14 protein-coding genes are annotated in these 21,276 nt (G+C 72.5%); 11 read left to right on the top strand and 3 right to left on the bottom strand.

Features of this window, described 5'->3' with window-relative positions:
• The first annotated feature begins 157 nt into the window (after positions 1 to 157).
• Entirely contained in the window at positions 158 to 1,699 is a 1,542-nt protein-coding gene (locus tag IG94_RS0117540) for a SagB/ThcOx family dehydrogenase (protein ID WP_031037073.1), read from the top strand.
• Between the two features lie 237 nt (positions 1,700 to 1,936).
• Entirely contained in the window at positions 1,937 to 2,113 is a 177-nt protein-coding gene (locus IG94_RS40505; RefSeq protein WP_078535764.1) for a thiazolylpeptide-type bacteriocin, read from the top strand.
• A 99-nt stretch (positions 2,114 to 2,212) separates the two neighbouring features.
• Here IG94_RS40505 and IG94_RS0117530 read toward each other — a convergent pair whose 3' ends face one another.
• Positions 2,213 to 2,713, bottom strand: a complete 501-nt coding sequence (locus IG94_RS0117530; RefSeq protein WP_224220162.1) for a DUF7010 family protein — start codon at positions 2,711 to 2,713, stop codon at positions 2,213 to 2,215.
• 190 nt (positions 2,714 to 2,903) lie between these two features.
• Between IG94_RS0117530 and IG94_RS0117525 the strand changes: the two genes are divergently transcribed.
• The 8 genes from IG94_RS0117525 to IG94_RS0117490 are packed head-to-tail and all read left to right on the top strand — an operon-like array spanning position 2,904 to position 15,194.
• Entirely contained in the window at positions 2,904 to 4,064 is a 1,161-nt protein-coding gene (locus IG94_RS0117525) for a hypothetical protein (RefSeq protein ID WP_224326364.1), read from the top strand.
• Positions 4,034 to 6,676: a lantibiotic dehydratase family protein gene (locus IG94_RS0117520; RefSeq protein WP_224326362.1), complete on the top strand. Its 2,643-nt coding sequence runs from the start codon at positions 4,034 to 4,036 to the stop codon at positions 6,674 to 6,676. The genes IG94_RS0117525 and IG94_RS0117520 overlap by 31 nt, the downstream gene beginning before the upstream one ends.
• A 2-nt stretch (positions 6,677 to 6,678) precedes the next feature.
• Positions 6,679 to 8,352 carry a hypothetical protein gene (locus IG94_RS0117515; RefSeq protein ID WP_224326360.1) on the top strand — a complete coding sequence of 558 codons (1,674 nt, stop codon included), beginning with the start codon at positions 6,679 to 6,681 and terminating at the stop codon, positions 8,350 to 8,352.
• A complete protein-coding gene (locus IG94_RS0117510; RefSeq protein ID WP_031037058.1) occupies positions 8,342 to 10,291 on the top strand; it encodes a TOMM precursor leader peptide-binding protein in 1,950 nt (649 codons plus the stop codon). The genes IG94_RS0117515 and IG94_RS0117510 overlap by 11 nt, the downstream gene beginning before the upstream one ends.
• Positions 10,269 to 11,825 (top strand): hypothetical protein, encoded by a 1,557-nt coding sequence (locus IG94_RS0117505; RefSeq protein ID WP_052410722.1) that lies wholly within the window; start codon positions 10,269 to 10,271, stop codon positions 11,823 to 11,825. Before IG94_RS0117510 ends, IG94_RS0117505 begins: the two co-directional genes overlap by 23 nt.
• A 14-nt stretch (positions 11,826 to 11,839) precedes the next feature.
• Complete coding sequence (locus IG94_RS0117500; protein ID WP_031037052.1) at positions 11,840 to 12,763, top strand: thiopeptide-type bacteriocin biosynthesis protein; 924 nt, start codon at positions 11,840 to 11,842, stop codon at positions 12,761 to 12,763.
• A complete protein-coding gene (locus IG94_RS0117495) occupies positions 12,760 to 14,007 on the top strand; it encodes an FAD-dependent monooxygenase (protein WP_052410721.1) in 1,248 nt (415 codons plus the stop codon). The genes IG94_RS0117500 and IG94_RS0117495 overlap by 4 nt, the downstream gene beginning before the upstream one ends.
• Positions 14,004 to 15,194, top strand: coding sequence for an FAD-dependent monooxygenase (locus tag IG94_RS0117490; RefSeq protein WP_043483825.1), 1,191 nt, complete (start codon positions 14,004 to 14,006; stop codon positions 15,192 to 15,194). The genes IG94_RS0117495 and IG94_RS0117490 overlap by 4 nt, the downstream gene beginning before the upstream one ends.
• 55 nt (positions 15,195 to 15,249) lie before the next feature.
• Here the strand turns inward: IG94_RS0117490 and IG94_RS0117485 are convergent, their stop codons facing one another.
• Positions 15,250 to 16,074, bottom strand: coding sequence for an ABC transporter permease (locus IG94_RS0117485; RefSeq protein ID WP_031037045.1), 825 nt, complete (start codon positions 16,072 to 16,074; stop codon positions 15,250 to 15,252).
• Positions 16,071 to 17,054, bottom strand: a complete 984-nt coding sequence (locus IG94_RS0117480) for an ABC transporter ATP-binding protein (protein WP_031037041.1) — start codon at positions 17,052 to 17,054, stop codon at positions 16,071 to 16,073. Before IG94_RS0117480 ends, IG94_RS0117485 begins: the two co-directional genes overlap by 4 nt.
• 244 nt (positions 17,055 to 17,298) lie before the next feature.
• Here IG94_RS0117480 and hrpA point away from each other — a divergent pair, with 244 nt between their 5' ends.
• Positions 17,299 to 21,252 (top strand): ATP-dependent RNA helicase HrpA, encoded by a 3,954-nt coding sequence (hrpA, locus tag IG94_RS0117475; protein WP_031037038.1) that lies wholly within the window; start codon positions 17,299 to 17,301, stop codon positions 21,250 to 21,252.
• Positions 21,253 to 21,276: the final 24 nt, after the last annotated feature.

Here is a 21,276-nt window from a genome sequence, read left to right as displayed (position 1 = left end):
TAATTCACTGGGACCAGTGGAGGAAATCCCGGCAGCACCGCGTGCAATCCCCATGACCAATGTCACCGATTTCCTGATCGACGTCATCGCGTCCTTGCGGGCGCTGCCGGGTGAGACAGGACCATGGTGCGTCGGTCCCAGTGATGCGGAGGTTGGTATGCGGCCTGGTACCCCATGGCCCGAAGCATGGCCCGAAGTCGAGTGCGCCGAGTACTCGGTGGGTTTCCGGGACGACGTCCGGGTCGGTTTCGACGCCGCGTCGGTGAGCCTCACCACGCCGGCGAGCACCTTCGCCGTGCGGATGCCCGAGGGGCCCACCCGTGACGCCCTCGCCTCGCTCGCCGGCGGTCACGTCCCGCTCGGGGAGCTGCTCGACGGATTCGAGCCCGCCGAACGCTCCCGCTTCCAGGGCCTGCTGGGACGTCTGGGCCGGCTGGTCGAGTACGGCGTGGCCGTCGGCGGGCGGGACTTGATCCGCCTCCAGCAGACGGGACTGGAGGCCGATCCGGTGGCCGGGGCCGTGCGGCCGGACGACGTCGTGCGCCTGTCGCGGTTCGCCCTGTGCCGCAGCAGGTCCGGGGTGCTGGCGCTGGAGTCGCCGCTGGCGACGGCGCGAGCGCTGCTGGACCACCGGGCCGCCCGGGTCCTCGTCTCCTCGCTGGCCGCCGAGCAGCACGTCGGCGACCTCGCCGAGCAGGTCGCCGGCGATGCCGCGCTGCCGGACACCTGCGCACTCCTGGGTGTCCTGGCCGGCGCCGGACTCGTCGACGTCCGTCGCGCGGACGGGGCGTTCGACGAGGAGGGCCCGGCGCTGCGGCAGTGGGAGTTCCACGACCTGCTGTTCCACTCGCGCATCCGCAGCGGACGCCACGACGCCCCGCTGGGCGGCACGTTCCCGCACCGCGGCAGGCTCGCACCGCAACCCGCGGTCAAGCCGGTGCCCGACGGACCGGCCATCGAGCTGTACCGCCCCTCACTGGAAGCGATCACGGAACGCGATCCCGGTCTGACGGCGGCGCTCGAAGGCCGCAGGTCGTTCCGGAGCTACGGCGATCGGCCGCTCACCGCCGAGCAGATCGGCGAGTTCCTCTACCGGGTCGGCCGGGTCAGGACGCTCTTCGTGCCCGCGGCCGGCGACGAGCCGGGCGGTGAGATCGTCTCGCGGCCCTACCCCACCGGCGGCTCGTCCTACGAGCTGGAGCTGTACCTGACCGTCCAGCGCTGTGCCGGCGTCGAGCCGGGCATCTACTACTACGACCCCGTCGCACACCGCCTCGTGCTGGTGAACGACGCGTACCGGGACCGTCGCGCGATGCTGGAGGCGGCGTCCGTCGCGACCGCCCGGGAGGCCGACCCCGACCTCCTCATCACCATGACGTCCCGGTTCCAGCGGCTGTCCTGGAAGTACAGCGGCATGGCCTACGCGACGACCCTGCGGCACACCGGGGTGCTGTACCAGACCATGTACCTCGTGGCGACGGCCATGGGCCTGGCCCCGTGCGGGCTCGGCATCGGGAACGCGGACATGTCGGCGCGCGTGCTGGGCCTCGACTACCTGCGGGAGTCGTCCGTGGGCGACTTCATCCTGGGCAGCCGGCCCCCGGGCGACCCGGGAATCTGGGATCCGGCGCAGGGGTGGGAGTGGGTCAACGACCCGCAGTGGGCGGCCTGGGCCGGAACGGAACTGGGACGCACCTGACCGCCACGGCGCGCGCGTGAACGACGCCTCCACCGAAACGGTGGGGGCGTTTTCGCGGTCCGCACGGAAACAGTTCACGATGGAATAACGAATTCCTTTTGAGCTGCGTGATATCGGTAACCGCGGATGTGACAAGTGTCAATCGCAGTGCTTTTACTGTGGCCCTGCGGCGGAAATTTAGAAATAGTTGCCCTGTGTGGCCGACCGGCCGCAGCTGTAAAACAGTAAGGAGTTTCCATGAGCACCGTCGCGATCGACTCGGCCGACATCGAGCAGGTCTTCGACTCGTTCGACGTGACCGAACTGGAGGTCCTCGAGGTCTCGCAGGGCGTCGCCCTTCCCGAGATGGGCGCGTCCGGCGGCACCGTCGGCACCTCGTCCTCCTCGTCGACCTGCTCCTCGTCCACCTGCTGACGAAGGCCGGACGGCCGGCCCGGTGAGACGGACGGCGGTGTCCGCTCCCCTCGGAGAGGGGGCGGGCACCGCCGTCATCGGGACACCGCGGGCCGGGCCTCAGCCCTTGCGGGCAACGTGCAACGCGGTGGTCCACAGCACGAGGGCCGCACCGAAGCCCAGCAGGACACGGCCGTTCGAACCGTCGCCGCCGCCGAGCGCCACCGCTCCGACCAGCGCGAGCGCCATCAGCAGCCCGCCCGTCCACCAGTACTGCGGCTGGGCGAAGGTCCGCGCGAGCGGCAGGAAGTGCGCCCCGACGACCAGGCACACGACGGCGGGGACGTACTCCCACTGCTCGAAGCGTCCCAGGAGCAGCACGGCTGCGACGATCGCCACGGTCTGGCCGATGTTGACCCGGCCGAAGACCTGGAAGCTGTTGACCGCCACCCGGCGCACGCGCCGCGGCCCCGGCAGCCGGCCGAGGCGGACGGTGAGCACCACCGCGGTGACGGCCACGACGACCGCCAGGGCGGCTATCCCCGACAGGACCGGTGACGGCACCCGCGGCCCGATGCCCGCGACCCCCAGGCCTTCCCACATCGACGCGAAAACGGACATGGCGACCGCCCCCTGCAAGGGCCGATTGCCGCTCAGTTTCCGCCTGCCGGATTCATCGATCACCCGGTCATCCTATCCCGCTGTTCCGGCGCGAAACGCGGCACAGGTGTCACGAAGCGCATGACGGATGTCAGTAATTGAGTGGCCCCCTCTTTATGGCTGCCTTCGATTTCTTGAAAGATGAGTTCCCATGAGAGCCAATGCGCCAGAAGACCGTATCGACGCCCCGGCGTCGGGCCGCCTCACCGGGGTCCGGCTCTTCACCAGGGCGCCGGTGACACTGGCGTGGCTCGCCGCGTCGGCGGTGCCCGTCGCCCGGTCGGTACGGGAGAACGGCGGCGCCGTCGTACGACTGCGGCGGGGATGGCTGCACGGACCCCACGTCGACGTCGTCGGACGCGGCGCGCTCGGGCAGGAACTCCCCTGGCGGTCCCTCGCGCGGCGGCTGGACGCCGGTCCGCTGCCCGCCGACCGGGCGCTGGACGAGGAGAAGTATCTCGCGCAGGCACGGGAGTTCGGCCGCCTGGAGGCAGTCGCACCGCCGTATCTCCCGATGCGCGAGCACGGCGAGGTCGAGTTCCTCGGGCCCGACGACGGGGAGGTGCGCGACCCCCTGCTGCGGGATCTGCGCGAGGCAGAGATCGTGCACGGCGTCCTGTGCCCGCCGCTGATGAACACCATCGAGGAACTGGCGGGGGACCCGTCCCTGGCCACCGCCCGGCTCGCGGAGGCGTTCCTCGCGCTGGGGGACTCCTACTTCCTGGGCCTGGCCCACGGCGCCTTCTCCTTCCGCTCGCACTCCGAGGCGTTCCTCGCCTGGGCGGCTCCCAGCAAGGACATGCGCCCCTTGTTCGCCGCGCGGCGGGCCAAGGAGGCGCCCGTGCTGCGCGAGCTGGTGGAGCAGCGCCTCGCCGGACGGGTGGGTCCGGCGGCGGCCGAGTGGCGTACGGCCTTCGCGTACTCCACGGGGGCGCTGGACAGCGCGGTGGTGGACGGCCGGCTGACCCCCGCGGTGCTGGACGCGGTCCACTCGGCCGTGGACACCACCGCCATGGGGCCGCCGGCGGCGCCGGACGCGGTGCCGCGGGGTGAGCACCCCGACACCGAGTTCCACCGCGCCACGGCGGAGTCCGGGGTGATCGACGACCCGACGCCGTGGTTCGCCGCGTACCGCCTGCTGATCAACCTCTTCTACCAGCAGCTGCCGCTGCTCACCGTCTCTCCGATCCAGCGCTACTACATGTGCTATGCGCTCGCCGAGACCATCGACGAGGTCCTCGGCGAGACCTGGCAGGAGCGCCTGGCCAAGGGGCGGGCGCGGTGGGAACGGACCCGGAGGGCCACCCGATGACGGCACTGGAGACGTGGACCGCCGGGGCACCGCAGTCCGTGTCCGGCAGCCCGCAGAAGGAACCCCTGTGGCTGCTGCGCATCAATCCCCTGAGCCGTGTCCGGCTGGCCGATGAGGGACTGCGCGGCCTTCTGGCCCGCCTCGAGCAGGCGGAACGCGACGTGCGGTCCGCCGCCGACCGGTGCTCCGACGAGCTCTACGGCCTCATCGGGGAGACCACCGACGACACCGCGCGCGGGCGGCTCATCGCCGCGCGCCGGGCCGTTCACAACGACCGCCCCCTCAGGAACGCCCCGCCGTCCGTGCTCGGCGTGCCGTCCGTGAGCGAGTGGCTCCGGGCGACGGACGAGCGGCGACGGCTCCGGGAGGAGACCGCCCGCCACTACGAGCAGGCGGCCGACCGGGAGCGCCACCGGCTCGCCGGGGTGCTGGCGGACGAACACCTGCGCAGCTCACTGGCGCTCGTCTCGCCCGAGGTGTACCAGGAGTCCGAGCGCTACCGGGCCGCCGTCGCGGGCCCCGGGCGGCTGTCCGCCCGCAGCCGCAAGTCGGAGCGCGGCCTGCTCCAGTACGTCACGCGGGCCATGGTGCGCACGAGCCCCCTGGCCCGCTTCACCGCCGTGGGTCTCGCCGTCCCGGCACCCGGCGGCATCGACCCGGGGACGGTGGGCTTCGGGACGGCTGCGGCCTTCCCCGGCCTGGACCGGGTCATGGTCGGCTACGTGCTCGGGGGCCTGCCCGCGGCCACGGGCTCCGCGCTGCTCGACGCCTGGGTCTCGCTGTCGCCGACCTCGGCCCTCGACGAGAGCCGGGAGACGCTGTACTTCCTGCGCCCCTCCGAGTCGGGCTTCCAGCGCCTGTCCGCCCCGGTCAAGGGCGTCGTCCGAGCCCTCGTCGACGCGACGGTCATGGGTCCGCGGCCCGTGCGGTCGGTGGTGTCGCACCTCGCCGAGCAGACCGGGTGCACGGCCCAGGACGCCGCCAAGGCCGTACTCCAGGGCGTCCACCAGGGCATCCTGTGCACCTACAACGAGCCGGAGGACGGCGCCGCCGACCTGGCGCAGCTGTTGTCCCGGCCCGGGGCCCCGGGGAGCGAGCTGCTGGACGGCGTACGGTGCCGGCTGTCGCGGCTGGCGACCGGCCCCGTCGACGAGCGGCGGCACGAACTCGGCGCGATCGAGGCGGACTTCGCCCAGCTCGGCCGGCTGGCGGGGCGCCCGGCGCGGGTCACCGTCGAAGAGGACTACGTACTTGCGCCCACGACCGTCGACTCCGGTCGCTGGCGGCGGCCGCTAGCCGACCTCGGCCCGACGGTGGAGCTGCTGTCGGTCTTCGACTGGCTGCACGACGTCCGCATCCTGACGACGGCCGCCTTCGTGCAGCGCTTCGGGGCCGGGGCGAACGTTCCGCTCGCCAGGCACGCCGAGTCACTGGTCAAGGAGGTCTCACGACGCGCGGCCCTGATGGGGCAGTCGTACGAGAGCGGCGACACCGGCGCGCTCGACGGTCTCGGCACCCCCGATGGCAGTCTCGAACGGCTGTTCGCACTGCGGCACCGGATCACCGAGGAGACCCGGTCCCGCATCACACGGGCGGTCGACACCGGAGCGGCGGACGTCCGCCTGACCGCCGAAGAGGCGTCGGAGCTGGCCGGCGGCATGCCCGAGCGGGTGCGCCGTGACCCGATGAGCTACGGGGTGATGGTGCAGGCCGCGGGCCGGCACCTGGTGTTCAACGACGGCCTGCCCGGACACGGCATGCTCTACTCCCGGTTCCTCGACGCCGACCGGAGCCTGTCCGGCGAGGCGATCCCCTACCTGGCCGAGCGGCTGACCGAACGGTACGCGTGGGACGGCGCACGGGTGGTGGAGGAGCGAGGACTGCACCGCCTCAACGTGAACGCGCACCCGCACGTCCTGCCCGCGGGCATGGAGCCCGACGACTGGTTCGCCCTGCGCCTGGTCCACGACACGGAGCAGGACACCCTCTGCCTCGAGGACGGCGAGGGCCGAAGGACCCGCGTACTGCCGCTCGGCACGGGCCATCCGGGGCTCTTTCCGCCGCCCCTGTCCCTCGCGACGTCCCTGACCACCGGAGGACGACTCAACAACGACCTCCTCGACGGCTGGTTCGGCGCCCGGCCCCGGGACGACGGGCAGCGCACGCTGGTGTGCCCGCGGTTCTCCGTCGGCGACGTGCTGCTGTCCCGGCGCCGCTGGTACGGCGGCGCGGAGCTGACCGCGGCCCTGGGCGCAGGCCCCGCCGAACAGGACCGGTTGCTGGCGCTGACCGCCTGGCGTGCCCGGCACGGCGTTCCCGAGGAAGTCGTACTCAAGACGGCGTTCGGGGCGGACGCGCCGCGCACGCTCGACCCGGCCGACGTGCTGCCGCGCCGACTCCGACACAAGCCGCAGTACGTGGACCTGGTGAGCGCCCTGAGCACCCGGGTCCTGCCGAAGATGCTGGAACGCCGGGCCACCGCGCACGAGTCGGTCGACTACCTCGAGGAGGCACTTCCGTCGGTCGTGGAGGGAACCCACGCGCAGGAGTGGGTCGTGGAGATCGGACGCCGGCCGGGCGGCGCGTTCCAGTACGAGGGGGAGAACGGATGAGGATGAGAGCGAGACCGTACCTGCACTGCGCACCGGTGCCGGGCGGTGTGTACTTCAGCGGAGCACGGACCCAGTTCGTCCTCAAGGGCTGGGACCAGCTGTTCAAGGTCGCGGACGTGTGCGTGCCCCTCCTGGAACGGGGCACGACCGAGGACGACCTGGTGGCCGCCCTCGGCACGGAGCGGGCCAGGCCCGTCGTGCGCCGTCTGACCGGCGGCCTGCGCGAGCACGGGATGCTGCTCGACGAGGACGTCCTGCGCGGCGACCGCACGAGCGTGGCGGACCGGGAGCGCTACGCGGGCACGCTCGCCTACCTGGAGTCGGTGAGCGCCGACCCGTACGCCGCGTTCGCCGCGGTCCGCGCCGCCCGTGTCGTCCTGTCCGGCCCCGCCGACGCGGTACGCCCCGCGGCCCGCGGGCTGAGCCGCGCCGGTGTCGGCCGGGTACTGGTCCAGGACACCGCCGGTCCCGAGGCCTGCGAAGGGGCGGACGCCGTGCTGTGGTGCGGCCGGGACGAGGACGGTCCCGGCGAGTACGCCGGGCGGGTTCCCGGCGGCGTACCGGTCGTGCCGGTGCTGCTCGGCGACCGCGTGCTGCAGGCGGGCCCCGTCGTCCACGACGCCGCCCAGTACGCCCGGCTCGCCGCCTTCCGCCGCCGGGTGCTCGGCTGGGCCCAGGGGGAGGAACTCGGCCCCGCCGCACGGCCGGTGGCGGATGCGATGACCGGTGCGATCGCGGGGCAGCTGGTGCTCGACGTCCTCGCGGGGCTCGACGAGGGCCGTACGGCCCATGTGGTGCACGGTGCCGACCTCGTGGCGGAGCGCGTCCTGCTGCCGGCCGCCGCACCGGTGGGCGGGCCGCGGACGCTCGCCGCCGCGCCCGCCGCACCCCTGCCCGACCCCGACGAGGCGATCGAGCAGGTCAACACGCTCACCGCCCGCTGGAAGGGCCTGTTCACCGCGGCCCGCGCGGAACAGGACCTCCCGCAGATGCCACTGGCCGTCAGGGCGACGGAGCCGCGCACCGGGACCACCGGCCGGACCGCCGTCTGGGGGCCGGACCAGCGCTCCGCGACGGTCGGCGCCGCCCTGCAGGTGCTGCGCGGCTCCGTCCCCCAGGCCGAGGGGGCGGTGGGCGCCGCCGGTGTGACCGAGGAGCGCTGGCTCCTCGACGGAGTGCTGCGGCTGCTCGCCGACGAGGCGGAGGCCGACCACACGGTCGTCGACGAGAACGAGGAGACGGCCCGTATCCGCCGCATCCTCCAGGAGTGGCAGCGGGACCGCCTCACCACCCGGGTGTTCCGCGTCCCCGGCCTCGACTGGCGCCTCGCACGCGTCGGACCCACGGCCGGCGGGACTCCGTTGGGCGCCTCCTGGGCCTTCGACGCGGACAGCGCGGTCCGTCAGGCCCTGAGTACGGCACTGGCCCGTGCACAGGTGGAGGCCGCGCACGCCGGCGGTGCCGACGTGCCCCCGCTCGTCACGGACTCCGCCGGCGCCGCCGACGAGGAGCGGATCGGCTCCCTGCGGGAGCAGGTCCTCCGGCTCGGCGCCGCGCGGGGCGTCTCCTACGAGGGCACTTCGCTGCGGAGCGATCCGGTGCTCGGCGAGATTCCCTTCTGGTTCGGTCCCGTCCACGCCCGTCAGCTCACGCAGGAGCCCCGCCATGCACGATGAGCAGCACCACGGACCCGGACTCGGAGGATCCGACGGCCTCTGGGACGAGGCCCTGCGGGGGCTCGGCGACGCGCTGGACGCGAAGGTCGTCGCCAACCGCGGCTGGGACCTGAGCTGGGAGCGGCTCCAGTGGGAGAAGGCTTCCGCCGACGGCGAGGACCTCGTGTCGGTCCGGGTGTACGACGACGAGGTCGTCGTCGGCCCCCGATGGGTGCCGGGCACCGACTCCGGCTGCGCGAGCTGTGCCGAGGTACGCGAACGCACCACCGCGGAGCACCCCCTGGCGACCGCGCTGGACACACCCCGCGCGGTCCCGCGCGCGGCCCGGCCCCTGCTGCCCCTCCTCCTCGCCGCGGCCGCGGCGAACCTCGCCGACCATCCGCTGGGTCCGGGAGAGCTGTACGCGGTCGGTGCCCAGTACGTGCGCCGCCACCGCGTCCCGCGCAGCTTCTTCTGCCCGGCCTGCGCCGACCACGGATCGGTGGCGGCCGACGACTGGCGTCCGGAGCCCCTGGAACTGCCCGCCGAACCCCTCTCGTCCAAGGACCCCACGCGCGGCGCCGGCGGTGCGCACCTGGTCGAGCCCGGTGCGCTGCGCGAGCGCCTCCTGGACGCCAGGTACGGGCCGATCCAGGTCATCATGCGCGAGTCGGACGTCCCCTTCGCCATGAGCATGTGCCTGGCGCCGGACGCCGCCGCCCCGGGCCACGGCCGGGCCGGTACGTTCGCCGAGGCCGACCCCGTCGGCATCATCGAGACCTACGAACGGCTCGGCAGCTTCCCCTTCGACACCCCGCTGCTCCTTGAGCGCTCCCACCGCGAGGTGGCCGCCCACGCACTCGATCCGGTCACGCTCGGGGAGCACACCGAGAAGCAACTGGAGCACCCCGACTGCCAGGTGCTCCCGTACACGCCGGACACCCCCATGGACTGGGTGTGGGGCCACGACCTGGCCACCGGCGAGCCCCTGCTCGTTCCGGCCGAGGCCGGCTTCTACCAGTACGAGCAGCGTTTCAAGCTCTCCCGGCACGCGGCCCGCGCGGCCCGTGTCGAGGCACGGCGGGCCCGCGCCGCCGGCCACCGGCCCGCACCCGGGACGCTGCGCAAGTACTTCCACGACTCGTCGAGCGGATGCGCGGCCGGCTCGAGCCTCACGGAGGCCGCGCTGCACTCCCTGCTCGAACTCGCCGAACGCGACGCGTTCCTGCTCTCCTGGCACCGCCGCGAGCCACTGCCCCGGATCGCGGACGCGTCGATCACAGACCCGGAGAGCCGGAGCCTGATCGACCTGATCCGCACGCGCGGCTTCGACGTCCATGTCCTGGTGGCCCGGCAGGACATCGACCTGCCGATCGTGTGGGTGCTCGTCGTGAACCGCCAGAACCCCTTCCCCGCCTCGTACTCCTCCGGCGGCTCGGGAGCGGACCCGGACACCGCGATCCGCGGGGCCCTGCGCGAGGTCGCCCAGCTCGTCACCAACAAGATGCAGTGGAACCGGGAAGAGGCCGAGCAGATGCTCGACGACCCCTGGAAGCTCGTGGAACTCGAACAGCATCCGCAGCTCTACACCCTCCCGGAGAAGCTGGCACGCGTCACCGAAGTACTCGGCGGACCGCAGACCACGGTCCAGGACGCGTTCCCCGGCTGGCCCCAGGTCCTGCGCCGGGCCTCCGGCGGGACGGTGCGTGGCGCACTCGACCACGTACGCGCCCTGTACGCCGCCGCGGGCCTGGACCGGATCGTCCTGGTGAACCAGACCACCCGCGAGCACGCCGACGCCGGGATATCGGTCGCCAAGGCCGTCGTCCCGGGCATCCTGCCGATGTGCTTCGGCCACGCGCAGCAGCGCCTGAAGAACCTTCCACGCCTGGTGGCAGCGCTTGCCGGCACCCCGCAGGAGAACCGGGAAATTCCTTATGACCCACACCCGTTCCCATGAACCCGCACAGGTCCGCCGTGCCCCCGTCGACCTGCCGGCCCCCTACGGCGACAACAACATCGAACGCGAGCCGCTGTGGTACGCGTTCGGCGCCGGCTCCGACGAACCGGCCGTGCCCCCCTGGACCCGGGTGGACCAGCCTCCCATGACGGCACACACGCACCCGCCGCCGCCCTCGTGCGCAAGGGGCGGCTCGTGCGTCGAACTGCCCCGTGAAACCCACGAGTTGCTCGACCGTACGCCCTACCCGCACGGCCGGGCGGCCGTGCGGGATCCGGACGAGGCGCTGCTCCGGGCGCTCGTCGCGGGCTTCGGTGTGCAGTGGTCCGACCCGGACGCCGTCTACGACCCGCACCGCGGCTACGCCTCGCCCCGCTGCCTCTACCCCGTCCAGGTCTTCGTCGACGACGGGCAGCACTGGCATCTGCTCGATCCCGAGCGGCACACCCTGACCGTGCTCACCGCGGGCACCCACCGGGGGCGGCAGCGGCGGATCGCGCTGACCGGCAGGTACACCCGGATCCCGAGCGGCTACAAGTGGTTCCGCGGCTCCCTGGTGAACCTCGAACTCGGCATCGTGCTCCGGCAGCTGGCGCTGGCTCTCGAGCTGTTCGGGCTGTCGGGCCGGGTGGTCCTGCCGCACGGGGGCTCCGCCGCCCTGCTGGACGAACTCGGCCTGACGCCCGGCTGGGAGTGGTCCCTGCCCACCGTCGTCGAGATCGGCCCCGAGTCCCGGGAGCCGGCCCCGGCAGCGGACGCCCCGAAGCCCGAGGACCAGCCCGGGAAGCAGCCCGAGGACCAGCCCGAGGAGCCCGCGCTGCGGGACCTGGTGCGCGTCAACCGCACCCAGGACTTCACCGACGCCCCGGCCCCCCTGCCATCCGCCGTGCCGGCCCGCCCGGTGCCCGGCCCCGGCACGGCGTCGTGGGCGGACCTGATGTGGCGCCGCAACTCCGGCCGGATGCCCCGCGGCCTGCTCGGCATGAGCGGCCGGCGCACCCGCGTACCGGCCGGCTCCGTCGAGGACGCCCTGCGCTGGCTCGACGCCCCGCCTCCGGGACCGACCCTCGCGGCCGTGGCGGACCTGGTCACCCTCACCGTCGTCACCCAGGACGTGGCGGGCCTCCCGGACGGCATCCACCGGGTGCGCGCGGGCGAGTGTGTCCAGCTGTCCGCCGACCGCACCGCGGCGGCCCGCCTGGAGGCGGAGTACGGATACGGGCTGAGCACGGACGCGGGCTGCGACATCCGCAACGCCTCGGCGATCTGGTTCATGTCCGTGAAACCGCGGGAACTCTTCGCCCGCCTCGGTGCCAACGGGTGGAGCGCCGCCCAGTACTGGTGCGGCTGGGCCCTGCACGGACTGTGCCTGTCCACCACGGCCTACGGGATGTTCACCCGCCCGGTCCGCGCCTTCAACGAGATACCGGTGCAGCGGATCCTCCGGCTGGGCCCCGACGAGATGCTCGCCCTCGCCGCGGTGGTCGGCACGCCCCGGTACCCGGCCCACGGGCTGCTGGACATCAGAGTCTGACGGAGGAGAACACCTTGGAACAGCAGACGGCACCCGGCACGCCCACGACGGACACCGGCACCACGTGGAGCGCGTGGCACCTGCATGTCGCCTCGAACGCCCCGTCACTGCTCGACCGTGTGGTGAACCGGGTCGTCGCCCCGGTGACGCGGACCCTGGACGGCGCGCCCTGGTTCTTCATCCGCTACTGGGAGGGCGGCCCCCACCTGCGGCTGCGCGTGGGGGACCTGGGACATGCGGAGCACGCACGGGTGGAAGCGCTGCTGCGGGACCTGCTCGCGGCCGAGGGGCGGCCGGCCGGCGACGAGCAGCCGTTCGGCGAGGAGGCGTACCGCGCCGCGGCCGGGCAGCTGGCCCGCGCCGAGTACGGCGGCGACCACCCCGTCGCGGAGCTGCGCCCCCCAGGCGTGCACCGCGCCCTGTACGAACCGGAGACCGCACGGTACGGCGGCGCCGCCCTGATGCCGCGGACCGAGCGTCTTTTCCAGCGATCCAGCGAACTGGTGCTCGCCCTGCTGCCCCACGTGTCGACCCCGCAGACCCGTTCCGCCCTCGCGCTGCGCGCCACCGTCTCCGCGGCCGCCGCCCTCGGTGACGACGCCGAACAAGCCCTGTACTACGCCCACAGCCTGGCGGCCTGGCGTGCCTGGGCGGCCGGCCTGGGCAGCACGCCCGGGGAACTCGACCGGCTGTGCCACATCCCCGAAGGGTCCGCCCGTCCCGTGGACCCGGACCGGCACGGCCCCTTCGAGCCCTGGCACGCGGCCCTGACGGAGCTGGTCCGGGAGGTCCGTGCGACGACGGACAGCGTGCCGGGGCAGATCGTGGTCTCGCACGTGCACATGTTCCACAACCGCCTCGGCCGCACGCTCTTCGACGAACTGCGCACCTACGCCTGGCTGGAGCGCGCCTTCCCGGCCCGGGGGGTCCGGACGTGACCCGCCGGCCGCGTATCGCCGTGGTCGGCGCCGGCATCGGCGGTCTGACCCTGGCGAGGGCGCTCGCCGAGTCCGGTACGCCCTGCGAGGTGTTCGAGCAGGCCCGCGCGATGACCGAGATCGGTGCCGGGGTGCAGCTCGCCCCCAACACCGTCCGCAGCCTCAGGAGCCTGGGCCTCGAAGCCGCACTCGCCCGGCACGCCGTCCCCGTCGAGGCCATGCGCATGTACGGCTGGCGGGGCGGGCCGATCACCGCCACCCCGTTCGGCGCCGCCTGCGAGACGCTGTACGGAGCGCCCTACTGCGCCGTGCACCGCGCCGATCTGCAAGGGGCACTGCTGACCCTGGTCGGTCCCGGGCCGCTGCGGCTCGGACACCGGCTGCGGGACCTCTCCCCCGACGGCGACGAGATGGTCCTCACCTTCGACAACGGCCGCACGCACCGCGCCGACCTCGTGGTGGGCGCGGACGGCATCCATTCCGTGGTGCGCGAACGCCTCGTCCGGGACGCTCCCGTCTTCTCCGGGCTCGGTGTCTTCCGCGGCCTGGTCCCGGTCGACCGGTTGCCCACCGCGGCACGGCAACCGCTGATCAGGATGTGGCTCGGCCCCGGCCGGCACTTCGTCTGCTACCCGGTGTCCGGCGGCCGCCTGCTGAGCTTCGCCGCGATCTCTCCGCTCGCCACGGCGGGGGCGGAGTCCTGGTCCGCCGAGGGCGACGCCACCGCGCTGACCGAGGACTTCGACGGGTGGAGCGGACTCGTGCCCGCCGTCACCCGCGCCGTCGGCACCGTCCGCCGGTGGGCGCTGCACGACAGGCCGGTCCTGCACACCTGGGCCACGGACCGGCTCGCCGTGCTCGGCGATGCCGCGCACCCCATGCTCCCGTTCATGGCGCAGGGCGCGAACCAGGCGGTCGAGGACGCCGTGGAACTGGCCTCGCTGCTCGCGGGGGCCTCCGCCGACGAGATCCCTGAGCGGCTGCGCGCCTACGAGCTCGTCCGTGCCCCGCGCGCGGCGGCCGTCCAGCAGGGCTCACGCGGCCACTCGGAGACGATGCACCTGCCCGACGGGCCGCGTCAGCGCGAACGGGACCAGGCCCTGCGGCGCACCGGGGGACTCACCGGACTGCGCGAACGCGCCTGGCTCTACGGCCACGAGGCCGGGACCCGCCGCACGCCGCCGACGGCGGCCAACAGTGCGGGAACGGCGAAGGAAGAAGAGGGAAGGGGCCCCGCCTCATGAAGGACACCGGCCTGCGGGTCGCCGTGGTCGGGGCGGGAGTCTCCGGACTCGCGCTCGCCATCCTGCTGCGGCGCCGCGGCGTGCACTGCGACGTCTACGAGAAGTCCGCGGCGCTCGGCGCGGTGGGCGCGGGAATCCAGCTGACCCCGAACGGCGCCCGCGTCCTTGGCGAACTCGGCGCCGAGGAGCCGCTGCGCCGCAGGGGCATCACGGCGAACGCCATCGAGTCGCGCCGCTGGAGCGACGGCGCGATGCTGTCCCGTGTCCCGTTCGGCGACGCCTGCGTCGACCGGTTCGGGGCCCCCTACCACCTCGTCCACCGCGCCGACCTGCAGGCCTGCCTCATGGATCTGCTGCCGCCCGGCGGTCTGTACCTGGGACGGACGGTGGACGGCGTCACGGACCACGGCGACCGCGCGGACCTGCGGTTCACCGACGGCACGACGGTGACCGCCGACGTGGTGATCGGCGCCGACGGCGTGCACTCCGCCGTGCGCGGCGCGGTGCTGGACGACCGGCCGGTGTACTGCGGCTACTCGGTGTACCGGGGTCTCGTACCGGCCGGCGCGGTGCCCTCCTTCACCGGGGACCCGCGCGTGATGTTCTGGTTCGGACCGGGCCGTCATGTGACCTGCTATCCCGTCTCGTCCGGCCGCACGGTCCACTTCAGCGCGGTCTGCGCCGACCCGTACGCCGGCACCGGCCCGCGCAGTGCGGTCGCCGGTGCCGGCGAACTCATGGCCGAGTTCGGCGGCTGGCACGAGGATGTCCGGCGGGTGCTGCGTGCTGCGGACTCGGTGACGCGCTGGGGCCTCTTCGACCGGGACCTCCCCGGCCGGTACGTCACCGGCCGGGTGGCCCTGGCCGGTGACGCGGCGCATCCGCTCCTGCCGTTCCTCTCCCAGGGCGCGGGCCAGGCGCTGGAGGACGCTGTCGTCCTGGCGGACGTCCTCACCGCACACGGTGACGACGTGCCGGGTGCGCTGCGCGCGTACGAGGCCGCCCGGATGCCCCGCACCGCCGAGGTGCACCGCCAGTCACGGCTGCGGGCCGGCACCTTCCACCTCCCGGACGGGCCGGAGCAAACCGCCCGTGACACTCAGTGGGCGCGTACCCAGGACCTGTGCCACCTGGACTGGCTCTACGGCGCCACGGTCCGTCCGGCACCGGCCCTCACCAGGAGCTGACCGAAGCGACGGGCGGCGCCACCGGAGTGGCACCGCCCGCACGCGTGTCCGTGGCTCACTCGGGCCGAGGGTCCCAGCGGAACCGCCGTACGGCCACGACCGCGCCCAGGACGCCCCACGCGGCCAGCACCCCCAGCCCCCGCCAGCCATGACCGGACGCACCGGTGAAGGCGGCCAGCAGTGCCTCGTTGAAAGGCTTGACCGGGAGCAGACCTGCGATCGTGTTCAGCGCGTCGGCGTGTACGGGGAAGTAGCTGCCCGAGATGAACACCAGCGGGAACTGGATGAACTGCACCAGCGCCGGAGCCGATTCGGCACTCCTGACCAGTGAGGCGACACCGGCGCCGAGGGCGCAGAAGCTCGCGGCACCCAGCACCAGGGCCAGGGCGAGCCCCGCCCAGTGGGCGGGCAGCGGTACGCCGTACAGCGTGCCCACCCCGATGACCAGCCCGATGTCGATGGCGCCGACCAGCAGGCAGTGCGCCAGCAGACCGGTGAAGTAGATCCAGGCCGGCAGCGGAGTCGCCCGCAACCGCTTGAGCATGCCCGTCTGCCGCCGGGTCGACAGCACGATGGCCAGCTGGCCGTAGCAGGCGCCCAGTACGGAGACCGCAGCGATCGTCGGCGTGTAGTACTGCATGCCGGACAGCCCGAAGTAGAAGTCCGACTTCTGGTCACCGCCGAACACCGCTCCGAAGACGGTGACGACCAGCACCGGCAGCAGAAACGTGAAGATCACGGCCTGCGGGTTGCGCCAGAAGGAAAGCTGCTCGTAGCGGATCTGGTGGGCCACCAGACGCAGGCGACCACGGCCGACGGCGGTGCCCCGGGCGGCGTCCGGGGCTGTGGCGGCGGCCGGGGCCGGCGAGGAGACGGTCATGTACGGCTCCGCTTCCGTCGGCGTCCGCGCACGGCGGCGGACTGCTGGGACTGCTGGGACTGCGCTGCTTCGCCCGTCTCGAAGGAGCGGGTGATCTCCAGGTAGACGTCCTCCAGGGACGGCCGCTCGACGGTCAGCCGCCCGAGCGTCGTGCCGCGCTCCAGGGCCCAGCCGGTGAGGGAGTGCAGCACGGCCGTCGGTTCCCGCACTTCGAGGTGGACCATGCCGTCGACGACCGGCGGGGCCGTCGGCAACGGCAGGTCCAGGACCCCCGTACCCGGCGGCAGCTCGAAACGGATGCGGGCGAACGCCTTGTCCCTCCCCCCGAGCGTGGCCGGCGTGCCCGAGTCGACGATCCGGCCGTCCGCGATCACGGTGACGGAGTCGGCGAGCGCCTGCACCTCGTCCATGTAGTGCGTCGTCAGCACGATGGTGGTGCCGGAGTCCCGCAGGTCCCGCACCAGCTCCCAGGCACTGCGCCGGGCGCTGGGGTCGAAGCCGGTGGTGGGCTCGTCGAGGAACAGCAGACTGGGATTGCCGACCACGCCGAGCGCCAGGTCCAGACGCCGCTTCTGCCCGCCGGACAGGTCCTTGACCTTGGCTCTCCGCTTCTCCCGCAGCCCGACCAGCTCGATGACCCCGTCGACGTCCCGGGGCGCCCGGTAGTACCCGGCGTCGCGTGCGATCGTCTCGCGCACGGAGAGATATGGTTCGACGGCTGTGTCCTGCAGAACGATCCCGACCCGCTCCCGCAGCTCGTGGGCGACCGCGGACGACCGCGGGTCCATACCGAGCACCTCCACGCGGCCCTCGTCCCGGCCGCGGAAGCCCTCCAGGATCTCCAGGGTCGTCGTCTTGCCCGCGCCGTTGGGGCCCAGCAGCGCGAAGATCTCGCCCTCCGTCACGGCGAAGTCGATCCCGAGCAGCACGTCGCGGCTCCCGTAGGCCTTTCGCAGCCCTTCCACCACCACCGCCGTCACCGCGGCCGCCCCCGTTCGTCCATGTCGCTCCTCCGTAACCTGCTCCGGTCGCCGACGCGTGGACCGCGGGCGATGTCCGACCGTAGGGCGACGACACGGCCCGGGGAGGGCGGAGCGGGGGAGCCGGTGACGCACGTCATGAAAGGGGGGACAGTTGTCAACCGGCGCCGCCACGGCGCCCGCGCGGGCGCCGTGGCAAAAGCGTTCGCCAGTAATTTCCCGGGGATGAGATCCTGGGACCCGTATGTCTACGCACCCTGCCCCCGCCCTCGGCACCCTCGCCCCCCGGCTGACCGAGCTGTCGCTGCGCGACGCGCACCGGCTCGGCCGCAGGCTGGAGGGTGCACGCAAGATCCGTAAGCCGGAGGCCCGCGCCACCGTCCTCGCCGAGATCGAGGCGGAGGTGGCCAAGGCCGAGCAGCGCATCGGTGAGCGCCGGGCGCGGGTGCCCGACGTGAGCTACCCCGCGCAGTTGCCCGTCAGCCAGAAGAAGGACGAGATCGCGGCCGCCATCCGCGATCACCAGGTCGTGATCGTCGCCGGTGAGACCGGGTCCGGCAAGACCACGCAGATCCCGAAGATCTGCGTGGAGCTGGGCCGCGGCGTGCGCGGGATGATCGGGCACACCCAGCCCCGCCGGATCGCCGCGCGCACCGTCGCCGAGCGGGTGGCGGACGAGCTGGACACCCCGCTCGGGGAGACCGTCGGCTGGAAGGTGCGCTTCACCGACCAGGTGAATCCCGAGTCCACCTTCATCAAGCTGATGACGGACGGCATCCTGCTCGCCGAGATCCAGACCGACCGCGAGCTGCGCGCCTACGACACGATCATCATCGACGAGGCCCACGAGCGGTCCCTCAACATCGACTTCCTGCTGGGTTACCTCGCCCAGCTGCTGCCCAAGCGGCCGGACCTGAAGGTCGTCATCACGTCGGCGACCATTGACCCCGAGCGCTTCTCGCGCCACTTCGGCGACGCGCCGATCGTCGAGGTGAGCGGGCGCACGTACCCGGTGGAGGTGCGGTACCGGCCGCTCCTCGAAGAGGACGGCGACGACGCCGACCGGGACCAGATCACCGCGATCACCGACGCCGTCGAGGAGCTGATGGGCGAGGGGAACGGAGACATCCTCGTCTTCCTCTCCGGCGAGCGGGAGATCCGGGACACGGCGGACGCGCTGGAGAAGAAGAAGTACAGAGGCACCGAGGTGCTTCCCCTGTATGCGCGGTTGTCGCACGCGGAGCAGCACCGGGTGTTCCAGCGGCACTCGGGGCGGCGGATCGTGCTCGCGACCAACGTCGCCGAGACGTCGCTGACCGTGCCGGGCATCAAGTACGTCATCGACCCCGGGTTCGCCCGGATCTCCCGGTACAGCCACCGCACCAAGGTGCAGCGGCTGCCGATCGAGCCGGTCTCGCAGGCCAGCGCCAACCAGCGCAAGGGCCGCTGCGGGCGGACCAGCGACGGCATCTGCGTCCGGCTGTACTCCGAGGACGACTTCGACGCGCGCCCGGAGTTCACGGACGCGGAGATCCTGCGGACCAACCTCGCCTCCGTCATCCTGCAGATGACCGCGGCGGGCCTGGGCGACATCGAGAAGTTCCCCTTCATCGACCCGCCGGACCACCGCAACATCCGCGACGGCGTACAGCTCCTCCAGGAGCTGGGCGCGCTCGACCCGGCGCAGAAGGACGTGCGCAAGCGGCTGACCGACACCGGCCGCAAGCTGGCCCAGCTGCCCGTCGACCCGCGGCTGGCGCGGATGGTCCTGGAGGCCGACCGCAACGGCTGCGCCCGCGAGGTCATGGTCATAGCGGCGGCGCTGTCCATCCAGGACCCGCGGGAGCGGCCGGCGGAGAAGCAGGCGCAGGCCGACCAGCAGCACGCCCGCTTCAAGGACGAGACCAGCGACTTCCTGGCCTTCCTCAACCTCTGGCGGTATCTGCGCGAGCAGCAGAAGGAGCGGGGCTCGTCGTCCTTCCGCCGGATGTGCAAGCAGGAGTACCTGAACTTCCTGCGGATCCGCGAGTGGCAGGACATCTACACGCAGCTGCGCACGGTCGCCAAGCAGATGGGCATCCGCCTCAACGACGACGACGCCCCCGGCGACCGCGTGCACGTCTCGCTGCTGGCGGGACTCCTCTCCCACGTCGGCATGAAGGACGTGAAGGAGGGCGCGAAGAACGAGTACCTGGGCGCGCGCAGCGCCAAGTTCGCGATCTTCCCGGGGTCGGCGCTGTTCAAGAAGCCGCCGCGGTTCGTGATGTCGGCGGAGCTGGTGGAGACGTCCCGCCTGTGGGCCCGCGTCAACGCGAAGATCGAGCCGGAGTGGGTGGAGCCGCTCGCCGGGCACCTCCTCAAGCACACCTACAGCGAGCCGCACTGGGAGAAGGACCAGGCGGCCGTGATGGCGTACGAGAAGGTGACGCTGTACGGCGTGCCGATCGTGGCCCAGCGCAAGGTGAACTACGGGCGGATCGACCCGGAGGTCAGCCGTGAGCTGTTCATCCGCAACGCCCTGGTGGAGGGCGACTGGCGCACGCACCACAAGTTCTTCGCGGACAACCGCAGGCTCCTGACGGAGGTCGAGGAGCTGGAGCACCGGGCGCGGCGCCGGGACATCCTGGTCGACGACGAGACGCTGTACGACTTCTACGACCAGCGGGTGCCCGAACACGTCGTCTCCGGTGCGCACTTCGACTCCTGGTGGAAGCACAAGCGGCACGACCAGCCGGACTTCCTCGACTTCGAGCGCGAGATGCTCATCAACGAGAAGGCGGGGGCGGTCACCAAGGACGACTATCCGGATACCTGGCGCCAGGGTCCGCTGAAGTTCCGGGTGACGTACCAGTTCGAGCCGGGTGCGGACGCGGACGGCGTGACCGTGCACGTGCCGCTGCAGGTGCTCAACCAGGTCGCGGACGAGGGCTTCGACTGGCAGATCCCGGGGCTGCGGGAGCAGGTCGTCACGGAGCTGATCCGGTCCCTGCCGAAGCCGATCCGCCGGCACTACGTCCCGGCGCCGAACTACGCGCAGGCGTTCCTGGACCGGGCCGTACCCCTTCAGGAGCCGCTGGCGGTGACCATGGCGCGGGAGCTGAAGCGCAGGGTGGGGGTGCCGCTGGAGGCGGAGGACTTCGACTGGGCCAAGGTGCCCGACCATCTGAAGATCACGTTCCGGATCGTCGACGAGCGGCGGCGCAAGCTGGCGGAGGACAAGGACCTGGAGGCACTGAAGCTGCAGCTGCGGCCGAAGGCCCGCAAGGCGCTGTCGCAGGCGGCCGCGGCCACCGCCGTGCGCAGTGGCGGCGAGTCGCTGGAGCGTACGGGTCTGACGGACTGGACCATCGGCACGCTCTCCCGGGTCTTCGAGACGCGCCGGGCCGGTCAGCCCGTGAGGGCGTACCCGGCGCTGGTGGACGACGGGCCGAAGGCGAACACCGTCTCGGTACGGCTCTTCGACACCGAGGCCGAGCAGGCGCAGGCCATGTGGAAGGGCACGCGCCGGCTGATCCTGCGCAACATCCCGGTCAACCCGGCGAAGTTCGCGTCCGAGAAGCTCACCAACCAGCAGAAGCTGGGGCTGTCCGCGAATCCGCACGGCTCGATCCAGGCGCTGTTCGACGACTGCGCGACGGCCGCGGCGGACAAGCTCGTCGCGGACTTCGGCGGCCCGGCGTGGGACGAGGAGTCGTACCGGAAGCTCTACGACAAGGTCCGCGCGGAGATCGTCGACACGACCGTACGTACGGTGGGCCAGGTGCAGCAGGTGCTGGCCGCCTGGCAGGCCTGTGAGCGCCGGCTGAAGTCCGTGCGCAGCCCGGCGCTGCTGGCGAACCTCCAGGACGTGCGCGCGCAGTTGGACGCGCTGGTGAAGCCGGGCTTCGTGACGGAGGCGGGCATCCGGCGGCTGCCGGACCTGCTGCGCTACCTGGTCGCGGCGGACCGGCGGCTGCAGCAGATGCCGACCGGGGTCCCGCGGGACACCTCGCGCATGGAGAAGGTGCACGAGATGCGCGACGAGTACGCGTGGCTCCTTGAGCAGATGCCGCGGGGCCGGCCGGTTCCGCAGCAGGTACTGGACGTGCGCTGGATGATCGAGGAGCTCCGGGTCAGCTATTTCGCGCACGCGCTGGGCACGGCGTACCCCGTTTCCGACAAGCGGATCGTGAAGGCCATCGACGCCCTCGCGCCGTGACGGGGCCTGCACGGAGGGTGAGTT

It is taken from the genome of Streptomyces olivaceus, assembly GCF_000721235.1.
GTDB classification, from domain to species: Bacteria; Actinomycetota; Actinomycetes; order Streptomycetales; family Streptomycetaceae; genus Streptomyces; species Streptomyces olivaceus.
The sequence above is the reverse complement of the archived record's forward strand: the minus strand, read 5'-3'. Positions and strand labels throughout refer to the sequence as shown.

Coding starts and splice junctions, on each gene's coding strand:
- IG94_RS0117540 (WP_031037073.1), top strand. CDS start 158: ATGCGGCCTGGTACCCCATGGCCCGAAGCATGGCCCGAAGTCGAGTGC.
- IG94_RS40505 (WP_078535764.1), top strand. CDS start 1,937: ATGAGCACCGTCGCGATCGACTCGGCCGACATCGAGCAGGTCTTCGAC.
- IG94_RS0117530 (WP_224220162.1), bottom strand. CDS start 2,713: ATGTCCGTTTTCGCGTCGATGTGGGAAGGCCTGGGGGTCGCGGGCATC.
- IG94_RS0117525 (WP_224326364.1), top strand. CDS start 2,904: ATGAGAGCCAATGCGCCAGAAGACCGTATCGACGCCCCGGCGTCGGGC.
- IG94_RS0117515 (WP_224326360.1), top strand. CDS start 6,679: ATGAGAGCGAGACCGTACCTGCACTGCGCACCGGTGCCGGGCGGTGTG.
- IG94_RS0117510 (WP_031037058.1), top strand. CDS start 8,342: ATGCACGATGAGCAGCACCACGGACCCGGACTCGGAGGATCCGACGGC.
- IG94_RS0117505 (WP_052410722.1), top strand. CDS start 10,269: ATGACCCACACCCGTTCCCATGAACCCGCACAGGTCCGCCGTGCCCCC.
- IG94_RS0117490 (WP_043483825.1), top strand. CDS start 14,004: ATGAAGGACACCGGCCTGCGGGTCGCCGTGGTCGGGGCGGGAGTCTCC.
- IG94_RS0117485 (WP_031037045.1), bottom strand. CDS start 16,074: ATGACCGTCTCCTCGCCGGCCCCGGCCGCCGCCACAGCCCCGGACGCC.
- hrpA (WP_031037038.1), top strand. CDS start 17,299: ATGTCTACGCACCCTGCCCCCGCCCTCGGCACCCTCGCCCCCCGGCTG.